Here is a 16,355-nt window from a genome sequence, read left to right as displayed (position 1 = left end):
CCGATCCGGCTCGGCAGCGACTTCAAAAACCAGATGTGGGCAACTGGTGACGCCAGCTCGATATGCCCCATGCGCTCGCGGCGAACCTTGGCGACCGTGACCTCGACACCGCACTTCTCGCAGATGATGCCCTTGTACTTCATGCGCTTGTACTTGCCGCACAAGCACTCATAATCCTTGATCGGGCCGAAGATGCGGGCGCAGAACAAGCCGTCGCGCTCGGGCTTGAACGTTCGATAGTTAATCGTCTCCGGCTTCTTGATTTCACCGAAAGACCAACTGCGGATCTTTTCCGGACTTGCGATCGAAATCCGGATCGAGTCGAACATCTCAGGCTTCGCAATTGGCGAAAAGGCGTTGAGAGTCAGTTCGTTCATCTTGTCCTCCTCGCGCGGCCACCCGCGCGACCGAATGCAGGTCCGCTCAGGCGTCGTCCGCTGCCGTCTGGAGCTCCACATTGAGCCCCAGTGACCGCATTTCCTTCACCAGAACATTGAAGCTTTCTGGCACGCCGGCCTCGAAGGTGTCGTCGCCCTTGACGATCGCTTCATAGACCTTGGTCCGGCCGACGACATCGTCGGACTTGACCGTCAGCATCTCCTGGAGAGTGTAGGCTGCGCCATAGGCCTGCAGCGCCCACACTTCCATTTCGCCGAAGCGCTGGCCGCCAAACTGTGCCTTGCCGCCAAGCGGCTGCTGGGTGACAAGACTGTAGGGTCCGATCGAGCGCGCGTGGATTTTGTCATCGACCAGATGATGCAGCTTCAGCATATAGATATAGCCGACCGTGACCTTGCGCTCGAACGGATCGCCGGTCCGGCCGTCGAACAGAGTCACTTGCCCCGACTGGTCCAGCCCCGCCAGCTCGAGCATTTGGGTCACATCCGCTTCCTTGGCGCCGTCGAACACAGGCGTGGCGACCGGCACGCCAGGGGTCAGGGACTCCGCGAAATGCAGCAGCTCCTCGTCTGACATCGCCTCGAGTCCAGCCTGGTCCCCGTAGATTTCACCAAGCAGCGCCCGCAGCTTGACGAGATCACCGCCCGCTGCGCGCACCGCTCCAGCATTGGCCGCGCCAATTTCCTCCAGGAGGTCAGCAATCCGCCGGCCAAGGCCGCGCGCTGCCCAGCCAAGATGGGTCTCGAAGATCTGGCCAACATTCATCCGGCTAGGCACGCCGAGCGGATTCAGCACAATGTCGACTGCCGTGCCATCCTCCAGGAAAGGCATGTCTTCCTGCGGCAGGATCCGGCTGATAACCCCCTTGTTGCCATGGCGGCCGGCCATCTTGTCGCCGGGCTGAAGCTTGCGCTTCACGGCAACAAAGACCTTCACCATCTTGAGCACGCCAGGCGGCAGCTCGTCACCGCGCTGCAGCTTCTCGCGCCGGTCCTCGAGCTTCTCGGCGATCCGCTTGTTGGCTTCCTCCCACTGCGCCTTGGTCGCCTCAATGCTGGCCTGCACGCTGTCGTCGGCCACCACGAACTTCCACCATTCGCGCCGGGGCTGCTCGTCCAGCAGACGATCGTCGATGACAGCGCCCTTCTTCACACCCTTGGGGCCTGAAACCAGGGTCTGGCCCAGCAGCATCTCCCTGAGGCCGGCATAGGTCGCGCGGTCGAGAATCGCGCGCTCGTCCTGCGCGTCCTGCTCCAGCCGGTCGATCTCCTCGCGCTCTATGGCGAGCGCGCGCTCATCCTTGTCGATGCCGTGACGGTTGAAGACCCGCACTTCCACAACAGTGCCCGAGACGCCAGGCGGCAACCGGAGCGAGGTGTCGCGCACATCTGACGCCTTCTCACCAAAGATGGCGCGCAGCAGCTTCTCCTCGGGCGTCATCGGGCTCTCACCCTTGGGCGTGATCTTGCCAACGAGGATATCTCCCGGCTCGACTTCGGCGCCGACATAGACAATGCCAGCCTCATCGAGATTCCTGAGCGCTTCCTCGCCAACATTCGGGATGTCGCGGGTGATGTCTTCGGGGCCCAGCTTGGTATCCCGGGCCATCACTTCGAATTCCTCGATATGGATCGAAGTGAAGATGTCTTCCTTCACGATCCGCTCGGAAATGAGGATCGAGTCCTCGAAGTTATAGCCGTTCCACGGCATGAAGGCGACAAGCGCATTGCGGCCGAGTGCCAGCTCCCCATATTGCGTGGACGGACCGTCGGCAATGATGTCGCCCTTGCCAACCACATCCCCGACAGCGACCAGCGGCCGCTGGTTGATGCAGGTGGACTGGTTGGAGCGCTGGAACTTCTGCAGCCGGTAGATGTCGACCATCGAAGTTCCAGGCTCGACATCCTCGGTTGCGCGGATGACGATCCGGCCGGCATCGACTTGGTCGACAATCCCACCGCGCCGGGCCGCGATCGCAGCGCCCGAATCCCGGGCAACGGTTGCTTCCATGCCCGTTCCAACCAGCGGCGCCTCGGCCTTGACCAGCGGCACCGCCTGGCGCTGCATGTTGGAGCCCATGAGGGCCCGGTTGGCGTCATCATTCTCAAGGAAGGGAATGAGCGAGGCCGCAACCGAAACCAGTTGCTTGGGGCTCACATCCTGGAGCGTGATCTCAGCAGCAGGCGCCATCAAAAACTCGCCGCCGCGCCGGGCAGAGACAAGCTCGTCGGCGAAACTCCCGTCCGGGTTGAGGGGCAGATTGGCCTGAGCGATGGTCTCGCGGGTCTCCTCCATCGCGGAGAGATAGACGACCTCGTCTGTCACCTTGCCGTCGACAACGCGGCGATAGGGCGTCTCGATGAACCCATATTTGTTCACGCGACTGTAAGTCGCGAGACTGTTGATGAGGCCGATATTGGGGCCTTCGGGCGTCTCGATCGGGCAGATCCGGCCATAGTGGGTGGGGTGGACGTCGCGCACTTCAAAGCCGGCCCGCTCGCGCGTGAGGCCGCCTGGCCCAAGCGCTGAGACTCGCCGCTTGTGGGTGACTTCCGAGAGCGGATTGGTCTGGTCCATGAATTGCGACAGTTGCGAGGAGCCGAAGAACTCCCGAACTGCGGCCACTGCGGGCTTTGCATTGATGAGGTCGTTTGGCATGACAACGGTCACGTCCACCGAACTCATGCGTTCCTTGACAGCTCGTTCCATCCGCAGCAGGCCGACGCGGTAGCTGTTCTCCAGCAGCTCGCCGACCGAGCGCACCCGGCGGTTGCCGAGATTGTCGATATCGTCGATCTCGCCGCGACCGTCCTTGAGATCAACGAGCGTCTTCACGACTGCGAGGATGTCCTCGCGGCGCAGTGTCGTCAGGTTATCGGGAGCATCAAGCCCGAGACGCATGTTCATCTTCACGCGACCAACGGCCGAGAGGTCGTAGCGCTCGGGATCAAAGAAGAGACCATTGAAGAGCGCGTCGGCCGTTTCCCGCGTCGGTGGCTCGCCCGGGCGCATCACCCGATAAATGTCGGCAAGTGCCTGGTCGCGCTCCTCCGCCTTGTCGGCGTGGAGCGTCTTCAGGATCCACGGACCATAGTTGACGCCATCGATATCGAGAAGGTCGACATGGTCAAAGCCAGCAGCCACCAGCCGGTCGACCACCTCCTGGGTGATTTCCTGGCCGGCTTCGACATGGATCCGACCCGTTGCCTCGTCGATGAGGTCATCAGCAGCATAGCGGCCGAGGATTTCGCCTTCCGGCACCAGCACATGGAGAACGCCTTCGGTCTGCGCGCGCTTGGCAAGCCGCGGCGTCACTTTGGTGCCCTGCGCAAAGACGATGTCACCCGAATCAGCGTTCAGCACGTCGAAGTCCGGCTTGGCGCCGCGCCAGGCCTCGGCCACGAAGGGCAGCTTCCATGCCGCCCGGGCAGCATCCCGCTCCCAGCGAACCCGGCGGTAGAAGGCGTGGAGAATCTCCTCGCTGTTCATGCCAAGCGCATAGAGGAGCGTGGTCACCGGCAGCTTGCGCTTGCGGTCGATACGGACATTGACGATGTCCTTGGCGTCAAACTCGAAGTCGAGCCAGGAGCCGCGATAGGGGATAACGCGGGCGGCAAAAAGATATTTGCCAGAGGCATGGGTCTTGCCACGGTCATGATCGAAGAAAACACCCGGTGAACGGTGCATCTGCGAGACGATGACGCGCTCGGTGCCGTTGACAATAAAGGTGCCGTTGGGGGTCATCAACGGCATGTCCCCCATGTAGACATCCTGCTCCTTGATGTCGACGACGCTCCTGGTCTCGGTGTCGGGGTCGATCTCGAACACGATGAGCCGGAGCGTGACCCGCATGGGCGCCGCATAGGTGATTCCGCGCTGGCGGCACTCGTCGATATCATACTTGGGGTCCTCGAGCTCATAGTGCACGAAATCGAGCTCGGCGGTGCCCGCGAAATCGCGGATCGGGAAAACCGACCGAAGCGTCTTCTCAAGCCCCGAGACATAGCCGATCGAGGGGTCAGAGCGGAGGAATTGCTCGTAGCTTTCCCGCTGGACCTCGATCAGGTTTGGCATGTCCACGACCTCGGCCGTCGAGCCGAAGCGGCGACGGATACGGTAGGTGGGCTTGAACCGGGGCGTGAGCGCAGTGGACGAAAGCGGTGCTGCAAGCGTCGCCATGGGGTTCCTTCAGGCCAAAGTCAGTCCGGCGCGCCGAATCGGACTTCCGGGGGCGAGCCAGCCAGGAGGCCCCACGGCAACCGATAACCGCAACATTCCCATACGTTTGACGCGCCGCCGCCAGGGCGCGCCCTGTCCCGGAGATGTGCGGAGCCGCCGCCACTACGAGCCAGAGTTCGGCCTGTCAACATGCGGTCAGGGGTGAACAACAAGGGGCGGCATGTGCCGCCCCTTGCTTGGCAGCAGACCATGGCCGCCGCCTTTGCGCCTGTTCCGGCCTCACTTGATCTCGACGGTTGCGCCGGCCTCTTCCAGCTGCTTCTTGATCTTCTCCGCCTCTTCCTTGTTGACTCCTTCCTTGACCGCCTTGGGTGCGCTCTCGACCAGCGTCTTCGCTTCCGTCAGCCCAAGCCCCGTGATGGCGCGCACTTCCTTGATGACATTGATCTTCTTGCCACCGTCGCCGGTCAAGATCACGTCGAACTCGGTCTTCTCCTCCGCTGCAGGTGCTGCCGCACCGCCGGCCGCCGGGGCTGCTGCCACTGCAACCGCCGCTGCTGCCGAGACACCCCACTTCTCTTCAAGCGCCTTCGCCAATTCCGCCGCTTCAAGAATGGTGAGCGCCGAAAGCTCTTCCACCAGCTTTGCAATATCCGCCATCAGTCAATCCTTTCCTTCAGGCCGCCTGGCTGTCGCCATAGGCCGCAAACACTCGCGCCAGCTTGGCCGCGGGCGCATTCGCAAGTTGGGCTAGCTTGGTTGCCGGCGCCTGGATGAGGCCCACCAGCTTCGCGCGCAGCTCGTCCAGTGAAGGCAGTTCCGCGAGCGCCTTGACGCCATTTGCATCGAGAAGCGTGCCCGGCATGGCGCCGCCCACGATCTCGAACTTCTCATTGCCCTTGGCGAACTCAACGGCGATCTTCGCTGCCGCCACCGGGTCGCGCGAAGTGGCTAGCCCGACCGGGCCGACCAGCAGAGTGCAGATCTCCTGGTAGGGCGTACCTTCAAGCGCAATGCGGGCGAGCCGGTTCTTCGTCACCTTGAACTGGGCACCAGCACTGCGCATCCGGTTGCGCAGCTCGGAGACCTGCGCAACCGTCAGCCCATGGTTGCGCGTGACGACCACGACCTCGGTTGTCTCGAAGGTCCGGGCAAGATTGGCGACCAGCTCCTTCTTCTGGTTCCGGTCCATTCGCACTCCATCGACATGGCAGAAGGAACAACCCCGCTGCCGGTGAGAGCCACAGAATGCCCGAATTGACGGGCCTTCCCCGGCCCGCCCGAACGAAACGAACTGGGCGGAGACTGTCCCCGCCTTCCACCCTCCACCATTGCGGGGAGGCTGTTTCTCGTCTCATGCGGGCCCGCAAGGCTTAGGGAACAAGTCCACCCGCAATCTCGGACGGTGCCCGCCGCAGCGCCAAAAGGCGCCGCTTCGGACAGAGCGGCGCGCTATAGAGGGATTCCCGTGCGGGTCAAGCCCGTTCAAGGGCAGGCCGGCGACGCGGGGGACCACCACCCGCGCGAGCCTCGCCGTCTGGAACGCATGGCAGACCCTCAGAAAATGGTTGCGGCCGGCGGCGAAGTCGCCGGGCCTGCGGCGGTCGGGGCCAGGGGCTCCACCCCCTGCCCCGCCGGTGCGTCAGGCGCCGACCGTTGCCGGGTCGACTTTCACACCCTTGCCCATGGTCGAGGACAAGGCGATTTTCTCGACATATTTGCCCTTGGCGCCCGGGGGCTTGGCCTTGACGAGCGCGTCCATGAAGGCGGCGAGATTGGCCTTCAGGTCCTCAGCCGGAAAGCTCGCCTTGCCAAGCCGGCCGTGGATGATGCCGGCCTTCTCGACCCGGAACTCGATCTGGCCGCCCTTGGCTGCCTTGACCGCCTCGCCCACATTCATGGTAACAGTGCCGAGCTTGGGGTTCGGCATCAGGCCCTTGGGGCCGAGCACCTTGCCGAGCCGGCCGACGAGCCCCATCATGTCAGGGGTTGCAATGCAGCGGTCGAAGTCGATGGTGCCACCCTGGACGATTTCGAGCAAGTCCTCAGCACCGACCACATCGGCGCCGGCTTCCCGCGCTTCCTCGGCCTTGGCGCCGCGGGCGAAGACGCCCACGCGCACGGTCTTCCCCGTGCCCTTGGGAAGAGTGACAACGCCGCGGACCATCTGGTCGGCATGACGCGGATCGACATTGAGGTTGACAGCGACCTCGATCGTCTCGTCGAACTTGGCGGTCGCGTTGGCACGGACGATTTCGAGCGCCTCGTCAACCGGGTAGAGCTTCAGGGGCTCGACCGTGCCTGCAAGCGCCTTCGCCTTCTTGGTCAGCTTTGCCATGGCCTCAGCCCTCCACCACTTCGAGGCCCATCGAGCGGGCCGAGCCTTCGATGGTCCGCATCGCCATCTCGATATCGTTGGCGTTCAAATCCTTCATCTTGGCTTCCGCGATCTCGCGCAGCTGGGTGCGAGTCACTTTGCCGACCGTGCCGCGGCCGGGCGTCTTGGAGCCGGACTTGAGGCCCGCTGCCTTCATGAGGAAATAGGTGGCCGGCGGTGACTTGGTGACGAAGGTGAAGCTCTTGTCGGCATAGACGGTAATCACCGTCGGAATCGGCATGCCCTTTTCGAGGTTGGCGGTTGCCGCATTGAAAGCCTTGCAGAATTCCATGATGTTGACCTGGCGCTGGCCGAGCGCCGGGCCGATGGGGGGGCTCGGAGTCGCGCTGCCGGCAGGCACCTGCAGCTTTACATAGCCCGTCACTTTCTTTGCCATTTCACACTCCATAACCCGGGCCGGTTCCCGAAGGAGCGGCCCGCTGACTGGCGATCATGTGGTCCAAACGGCTCGGGAATGGCCCTTGCCTCCCACGGTTACGGCTCCTGCCCGATCGCAAGCTTGCAGGAGCCTTGCCTGCTGCCCGGCGGCACGCACAGAGCATGCCACACGGCCGCTATTTCGTCTTCTCGACCTGTTCGAAGTCGAGCTCAACAGGGGTCGCGCGCCCGAAGATCGAGACTGCAACCTTGACCCGGCCCTTCTCGAAGTCGATTTCCTCGACCAAGCCCGTGAAGGAGGCAAAGGGGCCATCCAGCACTTTCACCTGGTCTCCGATTTCGAAGCTGACCCGCCGGCGCGTCTTGGGCGCAGCAGTCGCTGCATCTGCCTTGGTTGAGAGAATCCGGTTGGCCTCGGCCTCGGAGATCGGCTGCGGCTTGCCTGACGCGCCAAGGAAGCCTGTCACCTTGGGCGTATTGCGAACCAGGTGATAGACTTGGTCATTCATCTCGAGTTTGGCGAGCACATAGCCGGGGAAGAATTTCCGATCCGTCTGGACTTTCTTACCGCGGCGGACTTCCGTCACCTTCTCTGTCGGCACTTCGACAGCTTCGACCATGGAGTCGAGGCCCATGCGGGCAGCATCCGCGAGGATCTGGTCCTTCACCTTGTTTTCGAAGCCGGAATAGGCGTGGATGATGTACCAGCGCGACATCTCAGGCGCCTCCAAGAGAAAGCAGGAACTTGACGATCCGTCCAAGGACCTGGTCGACGCCGAGGAAGAAGAGTGCAAGCAGCGAAGTCATGACGAGGACGAGGATGGTGGTCTGGATGGTCTCCGCACGGGTCGGCCACACGACCTTGCCCGTCTCGCTGCGCACCTGGCGCACAAACTCGCCCGGAGAGACCCGGGGCTTTTGAACCTTCTCGACTGCCTCTTCGGCCATATCTCCTGCCCACTCTCCTGCCCACTCTCGTGCCCACTCCTGAAGTCCAATTCGCAACCGCTAGGGCCAGGGCATGCGCCTTGCGCTGGGCGATTACGAGCTGGCCCGCCCCCTCGTCCAGGCCCCGGCCCGCACGAGGGCCCTGGCAGGAGTGGAGGGACTCGAACCCCCGGCCCTCGGTTTTGGAGACCGATGCTCTACCAGCTGAGCTACACTCCTGTGCGGAGCGGGAAACAGGCTCTTAGCGTCCCCGCACGGGCGGCGCAATGGGCTTGGGGCGGCTTTGCGCGTGCCGTTGACAGGCCCCGACCGCTTCGGCAATGCGCGCCCCTCCCCAGCCGGGCCGGAGGGGTGGCCGAGCGGTCAAAGGCAGCAGACTGTAAATCTGCCGGCGTCAGCCTACGTTGGTTCGAATCCAACCCCCTCCACCATCCGCAGGCGTACAGCGCCAGCGCGAAATGCTGGCCGCCGAGACGCCGAAGGATCGGCCGGCGGGCCGCCCGACCGACGACTCTGGCGCCAAAGGTTGTTTCGGCCCCGTCACTATTTCCCGTTTTCGCACTGCCAACGCGCGCGAGGGGCGAACGCTCCATGCCCTGCCGCCCCATGCGCCAAGCTCCGCCCGAACCGGTTCGTCCCCCGAGCCTGCCACGCCCTGGGCCCTGGAGGACAGGCTTGCCGAGGCCAGCGCTGCCGCCTAAGTCGAAGGTGCGGGATGCGGGTATAGCACAAGGGTAGTGCAGCAGCCTTCCAAGCTGAATATACGGGTTCGAGTCCCGTTACCCGCTCCCGCCTTCCCTTCACCACCTGTGCGCGGCATGGGCTTTCGCATGGGCCGCAGACCCCATTTCCGCAAGGTTCGCAGCACGGAGCCAGGACGGCCGCGCCTCTATGGGCGCCACCCCGTGCTGGCCGCACTGCAAAACCCGGAGCGCAGGCTCCGCCGGCTTTATGCAACGCCCGAGGCCCTGGCAGCGCTGGGGCCGCTGCCGCCCGGGCTCCAAGTGCAATCGGGTGATGCGGCCGATCTTGCGCGGCTGGTGCCGGCAGACGCGCCACACCAGGGCCTGGTGCTCGAGGTCGAGCCGCTCCCGGGGGTACATCTCGAGGAGCTGCTTCTCGCGCCCGATGCCAGCCGGCCCTTGCTGGTGCTCGATCAGGTGACCGATCCCATGAATGTGGGGGCAATCATCCGCTCGGCCGCGGCCTTCGGCGCAGTCGGGCTGGTGACGCAAGATCGCCACGCGCCATCGGAGACGGGGGCGCTGGCCCGCGCTGCAGCCGGCGCGCTCGAGCGGCTCCCTTGGGCGCGCGTCACCAACCTCGCCCGCGCGCTCGACCAGACCGCCAAGGCCGGCTTCTGGCGGGTCGGGCTTGCCGGCGAGGCAGAAGCGCTGCTTGCCGATGCGCTTTCTGCGGGGCCGGTTGCGCTGGTGCTTGGCGCGGAAGGCGAGGGGATGCGTGCGAACACACGCGCCCATGTCGATGCGCTTGCGCGGCTGCCGATCACGGACGCGGTCGAGAGCCTCAACGTCTCGGTGGCCGCAGCAGTGGCACTCTACGCGGTGCGCAGCCGCCACGAACAGCCGCCTAGAAGCGGGCCTCGGTGAAGATGGGGGTGACATCTCCGCCCCAGGGGCCATGGAAGCGCTCCAGCCAGCGGTCGGCAAGGGTCTGGCCGCTGTGGGCGATTTCCCAAAGCGGCGAGAGGAAGCCGGCCTCGCTCGCGCCACCCGCATCGAGCGCAGCGCGGCGCTGGAGCCCGGCCTCGGCAATGGCCAGCACATCGAGTGCAAGCGCCTGGAGGGTGCGGCCGCAGGGCGAGGGGGCGGCAAGGCCATGGCGGGGAGCGGCCAGCCGCAAGGCCTCGCGGCTCTCCATCGACCAGTCCTTCACCAGCTCCCAGGCGGAGTCGAGCGCAATGGAATCATAGAGGAGGCCAACCCAGAAGGCCGGCAGCGCACAGATCCGCCCCTGGGGCCCGCCATCGGCGCCCCGCATCTCGAGAAAAGACTTCATCCGCACTTCCGGGAAGGCGGTTGAGAGGTGGTCCTTCCAATCCCCGAGCGTCGGCCGTTCGCCCGGAAGCTGGGGCAGGCAACCGGCCAGGAAGGCGCGGAAGCTTGCGCCGGCGCAGTCGATGTAGCGGCCGTTACGGAAGACGAAATACATCGGCACATCAAGCGCATAGTCAGCATAACGCTCGTAGCCGAAGCCATCTTCGAAGACGAAGGGGAGCATGCCGGTGCGTTGATTGTCGGTGTCCGTCCACACATGCGCCCGGAAGCTCCGGAAGCCGTTGGGGCGCCCTTCGGTGAAGGGGGAATTGGCAAAGAGCGCAGTTGCAACCGGCTGCAGGGCAAGCGAGACGCGAAATTTCCGCACCATGTCGGCCTCGCTTGCATAGTCGAGATTGACTTGGGTCGTGCAGGTGCGCAGCATCATGTCGAGGCCAAGCGTGCCGACTTTTGGCATGTAGGCGCGCATGATGGCGTAGCGGCCCTTGGGCATGACGGGGAGATCCGCGCGCGCCGCCGTCGGGTGGAAGCCAAGGCCGAGGAAGCCGAGCCCGAGTTCCTCGCCGAGCTCGCGGCACTGGAACAGATGCCGGCCGACTTCGGCGCAGGTCTCATGAATGGTCTTCAATGGCGCGCCGGAAAGTTCGAGCTGGCCAGCGGGCTCAAGGCTGATCCCGCCGTCGGGGCCAGTGAGCGCAATGACATTGCCGGCTTCCTCGACCGGCTCCCAGCCGAAGCGGGTGAAGCCCCTGAGCAGGTCGCGGATACCGCCCGGCTCGGCATAAGAGGGCGCGCGCAGATCACGCGTGCGGAAGACGAATTTCTCATGCTCGGTGCCAATGCGCCAAGCTTCGCGGGGCTTCTCTCCACGCGCGAAGACAGCGACGAGATCGGCACGGGAGTCGATCGTGGCCGCGTCGCCGCTAGCTTCAGTGCGCGTGCTCATGTGGCGCGGCCTTAGCTCTGGGCAGCACCCGACGCCAGAGGCAGGGCAATCGCCTGCCAGAGCGCAATCGCAGCAACAGCCGCCGTGTCGGCGCGCAAGATGCGCGGGCCAAGTGCAATGCGGCGGGTGGCCGGGTGCGAAAGGAGGGCAGCGCGTTCAAGAGCATCGAAGCCGCCTTCGGGGCCGATGAGGAGAGCAGCCGGCGGCGGCGCCCCGGCCATTGCTGTCGCAGCCGGAGCGCCGCCCTCCTCGTCGGCGAAGAGGAGCGCGCGCAACGGGTCCCAGTGGCTGAGTAAGTCGGGCAGGCGGACTGGCCCGGCAAGCTCAGGAAGTGCCGTGCGGCCGCACTGCTCGGCAGCTTCGATCATGTGGGCGCGCAGCCGCGCGAGATTTTGGCGCCCGTGCTGGGTGCGCGCCGTGATGACGGGCAGGATGCGGGCAACACCAAGCTCGGTTGCTTTCTCAACTGTAAGCGCAAACCGTTCCGGCCGGATCGGAGCGGCGAGAAGCCAGAGGTCCGGCACCTGCTCGCGGCCGCGGATCTGGGCACCGACTTCGACGGCGACCGCGCGGCGGGACACGGAGGCGATTCGCCCCGCCCATTCGCCGGTCAGATTGTCAAGCAAGCGAAGCTCAGCGCCGACATCGAGCCGGAGCACGGTTGCAAGCTGATGGGCCTGGGCTGGTGACAGCGCGAGGCGCGCGCCTGTCACAAGGCGGGTGTCAACGAACAGGCGCGGGATCTGGCGCATGGACAAGGCGCTAGCAGCGAGGCCAGAGGGGCGCCATGGCCCCGACCAAGACATTGACGCTGGCCGTGACCGGGGGGACGGGGTTCGTCGGCGGCCATGTGCTCGATGCGGCACGGGCGCGGGGGCATGATGTCCGGGCGCTCGCAAGGCGGCCGCAGCCAGCACGAGACGGGGTGGAATGGGTGCCTGGCGACCTTGCCAATTATCCGGCGCTGGCGCGGCTGGTCGAGGGGGCAGATGCCGTCATTCACGTCGCAGGAGTCGTCAATGCCCGCCATGCTGCAGCGTTCGAGGCCGGCAACGTTGCCGGCACGGCAGCGATGCGAATGGCAGCAGGCGAGCGGCCATTCGTCCATGTCTCCTCGCTTGCAGCGCGCGAGCCCCGGCTGTCGGCCTATGGCGCCTCGAAGCTCCAGGCCGAGCATGTGGTGCGCGGCTGCCCGGGCAGGCATGCCATGGTGCGGCCACCGGCAGTCTATGGGCCAGGCGATGGCGAGATGCTGGCGCTGTTCCAGGCGGCCCGGCTTGGGCTGGTGCCAGTGCCAGCAGGAGCACGGGCGGCGATGATCTTCGCACCCGATCTCGCCGACGCGCTGGTGGCGCTTGCCGAGGATCTTGCACGCGCAGGCCGAAGCGCAGGCGGCTGTTTTGAAATCGACGACGGAGCCGGCGGCTATCCGCACGTCGAGCTGGTGGGCAAAATTGCAGCAGCCCTCGGCGTGCGTGCGCGCGCGCTCGCGGTGCCAGGCGCCATGCTGCGGCTCGGCGCAGCAGTGGACACTGCAAGGGCGAAGCTTGTCGGCGCTCTTCCCAAGCTCTCATTTGACCGGGCGCGCTATCTTGCCCACCGTGACTGGAGCGCGGACTCCGGGCCGCTGCTCGCCCTTGGGATCTGGCAGCCGCGCACAGTACTTGCCGACGGGCTTGCCAAGACAGTTGCCTGGTATCGGCACGCGGGATGGCTTTAGCCACATGGCCAAGCCTGCTAGGGCAGCCGCCATGACCCTTTCCCGCGACGCGGTGCTCGCCCGCCTCATCGAGCTCATCCAGCCCTTCAACGCCAAGGCGATCCCCCTCGCCGAAGACACGCGCTTTGCCGACGATCTCGAGTTCGACTCGCTCACCGTCATGGACCTCGTTGCCAATATGGAAGACGAGTGGGACATCAATGTGCCCTTGAACCTGCTGCCCGATCTTGAAACCGTGGGCCAGGTGGCCGATGCGATCCTGAAACTGAAGGCCGACGCATGATCGACCTTCTCGCCAAGTTTGACTCCATCCGAGCCGAATATGACTTCCTGAAGTCAACAGGCCTTTCCGATCCGTTCGGTGTCGTCATGGAGCGCGTGCTTTCGCCCACTCGGGCCATCATCCAGGGCCGCGAGACCATCTTGGTTGGCACCTACAATTATATGGGGATGACCTTCGATGCGGATGTGATCGCCGCGGGCAAGGCTGCGATGGACTCCTTCGGCGCTGGCTCCACAGGCTCGCGGGTGCTCAATGGCACCTTTGCCACCCACATCGGAGTCGAACAGGCGCTCAAGGATTTCTACGGCACCTCATCTGCAATCGTCTTCTCGACCGGCTACCAGGCCAACCTCGGAATGGTCTCCACGCTCGCCGGCAAGGATGATGTCATCCTCCTTGATGCCGACAGCCACGCCTCGATCTACGATGGCTGCAAGCTGGGCCATGCCGAAGTGGTCCGCTTCCGCCACAATGATGTGGCCGACCTTGAAAAGCGGCTGCGGCGGGTGCCCGAGGGCAAGGGGAAGCTCGTCATCCTGGAAGGCGTCTATTCCATGCTCGGAGATGTCGCGCCGCTTCGCGAGCTGGTTCCTGCCGCCAAGGCCGCCGGGGCCATGGTGTTGGTAGACGAGGCCCATGCCATGGGCTTTTTCGGCCCCAACGGCCGCGGCGTCTATGAGGAACAGGGCTTGGAGGGCGAGGTCGATTTCATCGTCGGCACCTTCTCGAAGTCGGTCGGCACCGTCGGCGGCTTTGCAGTCTCGAACCACCCGCATTTCGAGATCCTGCGCCTTGTCACCAACCCCTACCGCTTCACCGCCTCGCTGCCGCCCGTCGTCGCGGCCTCGGCGGAGGCAAGCATCAGGAAGCTGATGACGGCTGCGCCCAAGCGCGAGCGGCTGTGGGCAGCTTCGCGGAAGCTCCACGCCAGTCTTAAGGCGGCCGGCTTTACCATGGCAACCGAGACGGCCGAGTCCGCCATCATCGCCGTCCTCATGCCAAGCCAGGAAGCCTGCGTCCTCATGTGGTCCGCGCTTCTTGACCACGGCATCTACTGCAACCTCTCGAGGCCTCCAGCCACGCCCATGGGAGTCTATCTGCTGCGCTGCTCGCTCTCTTCCGAGCACACGCTCGACGACGTCGACGAGATCACGCGCCGCTTCGTGGCTGCCCGGGCGGCAACGCAAGCGCTGGCAGCCTAGGGCGCCGGGCTGCACTTCGGCCATGCCTTGCGTCGGCGCGCGCCGTGCGGCAGGGCGGCATGTTATGTCGGCAACCGTTGCAGCAGATGCAGCCACGCTTCACCCAAAGCGGGACCGGCTTGTCATAACGGCGAGCGCGATGGGGACCGTCTTTGAATGGTATGATTTCTTCCTCTACGGCATTCTCGCTGCCCTCATCGGCAAGCTCTTCTTCCCGGCCGACAATCCGACAGCGGCGCTGCTTGCGAGCCTTGCCGCCTTCGGAGCGGGGTTTGCAGTCAGGCCCTTGGGGGCCGTGCTGTTCGGCTATTATGGCGACCGCATCGGGCGGAAATACACCTTCCTCGTGACCATCACGCTGATGGGGGGTGCGACGGTTGCGATCGGCCTGCTGCCGACCTACGCGTCGGCTGGCCTCCTCGCACCGGTGCTGCTGCTGCTGCTGCGCCTGCTCCAGGGCCTCGCGCTCGGCGGCGAATATGGCGGGGCCGCCATCTATGTCGGCGAGCACGCCCCGCCTGGCAAGCGTGGCCAATATACGAGCTGGATCCAGATTTCGGTGGTGGGCGGCTTCTTGCTTGCGGTCATCGTGGTGCTCATGACGCGCCGGGCAATGAGCGTGGAGGCCTTCGAGTCCTGGGGCTGGCGGCTCCCTTTCCTTCTCTCCTTCCTGATGCTGGTCCTCTCGATCGTCATCCGGATGAAGCTCTCTGAAAGCCCGGTCTTCAAGGCCATGAAGGAGACCGGCACGCTGGTCAAAAACCCCATTCTTGCTGCCTTCAGTGACAAGGCGAACCTCGGCAATGTGCTTGTCGCCCTTTTTGGAGTCGCAGCCGGGCTCACCGTCATCTACTACACCAGCCAGTTCGGCACCCTCTATTTCCTCACCGGCACTGCCAGGGTAGCCGAGGAACAGGCGCTCCTCTACCTCGCCTTCGGCGCCCTTCTGGCAGCGCCCCTCTATGTTGGCTTCGGGATGCTTTCGGACCGGATCGGGCGCAAGAAACTGCTGCTCGCCGGTTATGCGCTCGCGATGCTCCTGGTCTTCCCGTTGTTCCACCTGATGGCAGAAGGGGCCAATCCGGCCCTGTCACGGGCAACGAGGGACAATCCCGTGGTGCTCGAGGCGCCGGCCTGCGAATTCCGCGTTTTCGCTCGCGCACAGGAGACGGAGTGCGGCCAGGCGCTCGCGTTTCTGTCAAAGCGCGGCATCTCCTATGCCAAGGTCGAAGCCGAGCAGGTTGCCCTCAAGGTGGGAGACACCCGCGTTCAGGGCTTCGACGCTGCTGCATGGGAGGAGGCGATCTCGGCTGCTGGCTATCCGCTGCTTGCCAACCCGGCGGAGAAGCAGCACTGGAAGATCATCCTCGGTGTCGCAGTTATGGTCGCACTTTCTGCCATGACCTACGGGCAAGTGGCAGCAATCCTGGTCGAGCTGTTCCCGGCAAGGGTGCGCTACACTTCCATGTCCGTGCCCTATCATATCGGGACTGGCTATTTCGGAGGCTTCCTCCCCTTCATTTCCCAGTACATCGTCGTGCGCACCGGCGATCCGTTCGCTGGCCTCTGGTATACGGTTGGCGTGGTGGCGATGGCGTTTGTGGTGGCCCTCGTCTGGCTACCGGAAACCCGGGACCGGGTTCTCGAGCACCAGTAGCCGGAGGCGGCTGGCGCCAGCGAAGCCGGTCGCGAAACTCGCCGCTGGCGCGGCCGGTAGGCGGATCCGACCGACGGCAGAGCGCCGCCCTCCCCTCCCGAAAGCGCCTGCTGGCGGGCCCAAGCCTGCGCCCTATGTCAACAAGCGGGAGGAGTAGCGCATGGGACCATTGGCCGGAATCCGGGTGCTCGACCTGTCACAAATCGTCTCGGGCCCCATGGCGGGGG

15 protein-coding genes and 3 tRNA genes are annotated in these 16,355 nt (G+C 64.7%); 7 read left to right on the top strand and 11 right to left on the bottom strand.

Annotation, left to right across the window (positions count from 1 at the left end):
- From ACWIQA_RS08200 to ACWIQA_RS08160, 9 genes are all read right to left on the bottom strand, one after another.
- On the bottom strand, positions 1 to 377 hold a 377-nt coding region (locus tag ACWIQA_RS08200; protein WP_448582581.1), incomplete at its 3' end, for a hypothetical protein.
- Positions 378 to 423: 46 nt separating this feature from the next.
- The gene (rpoB, locus tag ACWIQA_RS08195; protein ID WP_448582580.1) at positions 424 to 4,578 is read right to left on the bottom strand and encodes a DNA-directed RNA polymerase subunit beta; all 4,155 of its coding nucleotides are present in this window, start codon (positions 4,576 to 4,578) and stop codon (positions 424 to 426) included.
- A gap of 279 nt (positions 4,579 to 4,857) precedes the next feature.
- Positions 4,858 to 5,238 (bottom strand): 50S ribosomal protein L7/L12, encoded by a 381-nt coding sequence (gene rplL, locus ACWIQA_RS08190; protein ID WP_448582579.1) that lies wholly within the window; start codon positions 5,236 to 5,238, stop codon positions 4,858 to 4,860.
- Positions 5,239 to 5,254: 16 nt separating this feature from the next.
- Entirely contained in the window at positions 5,255 to 5,770 is a 516-nt protein-coding gene (rplJ, locus tag ACWIQA_RS08185; RefSeq protein ID WP_448582578.1) for a 50S ribosomal protein L10, read from the bottom strand.
- Between the two features lie 450 nt (positions 5,771 to 6,220).
- Complete coding sequence (rplA, locus tag ACWIQA_RS08180) at positions 6,221 to 6,916, bottom strand: 50S ribosomal protein L1 (protein WP_448582577.1); 696 nt, start codon at positions 6,914 to 6,916, stop codon at positions 6,221 to 6,223.
- A gap of 4 nt (positions 6,917 to 6,920) precedes the next feature.
- Positions 6,921 to 7,352 carry a 50S ribosomal protein L11 gene (gene rplK, locus ACWIQA_RS08175; protein ID WP_448582576.1) on the bottom strand — a complete coding sequence of 144 codons (432 nt, stop codon included), beginning with the start codon at positions 7,350 to 7,352 and terminating at the stop codon, positions 6,921 to 6,923.
- Positions 7,353 to 7,530: 178 nt separating this feature from the next.
- Positions 7,531 to 8,070: a transcription termination/antitermination protein NusG gene (nusG, locus tag ACWIQA_RS08170; RefSeq protein WP_448582575.1), complete on the bottom strand. Its 540-nt coding sequence runs from the start codon at positions 8,068 to 8,070 to the stop codon at positions 7,531 to 7,533.
- 1 nt (position 8,071) lies between these two features.
- Positions 8,072 to 8,302 carry a preprotein translocase subunit SecE gene (gene secE, locus ACWIQA_RS08165; RefSeq protein WP_448582574.1) on the bottom strand — a complete coding sequence of 77 codons (231 nt, stop codon included), beginning with the start codon at positions 8,300 to 8,302 and terminating at the stop codon, positions 8,072 to 8,074.
- Between the two features lie 143 nt (positions 8,303 to 8,445).
- Positions 8,446 to 8,521: transfer RNA gene (locus ACWIQA_RS08160), tRNA-Trp, on the bottom strand.
- Between the two features lie 126 nt (positions 8,522 to 8,647).
- Here ACWIQA_RS08160 and ACWIQA_RS08155 point away from each other — a divergent pair.
- From ACWIQA_RS08155 to rlmB, 3 genes are all read left to right on the top strand, one after another.
- Positions 8,648 to 8,733 (top strand) — tRNA-Tyr (locus ACWIQA_RS08155).
- Between the two features lie 286 nt (positions 8,734 to 9,019).
- Positions 9,020 to 9,090, top strand: a tRNA-Gly gene (locus ACWIQA_RS08150).
- Between the two features lie 42 nt (positions 9,091 to 9,132).
- Entirely contained in the window at positions 9,133 to 9,912 is a 780-nt protein-coding gene (gene rlmB / locus ACWIQA_RS08145; protein ID WP_448582573.1) for a 23S rRNA (guanosine(2251)-2'-O)-methyltransferase RlmB, read from the top strand.
- Here the strand turns inward: rlmB and ACWIQA_RS08140 are convergent.
- Both ACWIQA_RS08140 and ACWIQA_RS08135 read right to left on the bottom strand, forming a co-directional pair.
- A complete protein-coding gene (locus ACWIQA_RS08140) occupies positions 9,893 to 11,266 on the bottom strand; it encodes a glutamate--cysteine ligase (protein WP_448582572.1) in 1,374 nt (457 codons plus the stop codon). The genes rlmB and ACWIQA_RS08140 overlap by 20 nt on opposite strands.
- 11 nt (positions 11,267 to 11,277) lie before the next feature.
- Positions 11,278 to 12,018 carry a 16S rRNA (uracil(1498)-N(3))-methyltransferase gene (locus tag ACWIQA_RS08135; protein WP_448582571.1) on the bottom strand — a complete coding sequence of 247 codons (741 nt, stop codon included), beginning with the start codon at positions 12,016 to 12,018 and terminating at the stop codon, positions 11,278 to 11,280.
- A 35-nt stretch (positions 12,019 to 12,053) separates the two neighbouring features.
- Here ACWIQA_RS08135 and ACWIQA_RS08130 point away from each other — a divergent pair, with 35 nt between their 5' ends.
- From ACWIQA_RS08130 to ACWIQA_RS08115, 4 genes are all read left to right on the top strand, one after another.
- Positions 12,054 to 12,986: an NAD-dependent epimerase/dehydratase family protein gene (locus ACWIQA_RS08130; RefSeq protein WP_448582570.1), complete on the top strand. Its 933-nt coding sequence runs from the start codon at positions 12,054 to 12,056 to the stop codon at positions 12,984 to 12,986.
- 31 nt (positions 12,987 to 13,017) lie between these two features.
- Positions 13,018 to 13,269, top strand: a complete 252-nt coding sequence (locus ACWIQA_RS08125; protein WP_448582569.1) for an acyl carrier protein — start codon at positions 13,018 to 13,020, stop codon at positions 13,267 to 13,269.
- Positions 13,266 to 14,471, top strand: coding sequence for a serine palmitoyltransferase (gene spt / locus ACWIQA_RS08120; protein WP_448582568.1), 1,206 nt, complete (start codon positions 13,266 to 13,268; stop codon positions 14,469 to 14,471). The genes ACWIQA_RS08125 and spt overlap by 4 nt, the downstream gene beginning before the upstream one ends.
- A gap of 64 nt (positions 14,472 to 14,535) precedes the next feature.
- Positions 14,536 to 16,128: an MFS transporter gene (locus ACWIQA_RS08115; RefSeq protein WP_448582567.1), complete on the top strand. Its 1,593-nt coding sequence runs from the start codon at positions 14,536 to 14,538 to the stop codon at positions 16,126 to 16,128.
- Positions 16,129 to 16,355: the final 227 nt, after the last annotated feature.

It is taken from the genome of Thermaurantiacus sp., assembly GCF_053487655.1.
The sequence above is the reverse complement of the archived record's forward strand: the minus strand, read 5'-3'. Positions and strand labels throughout refer to the sequence as shown.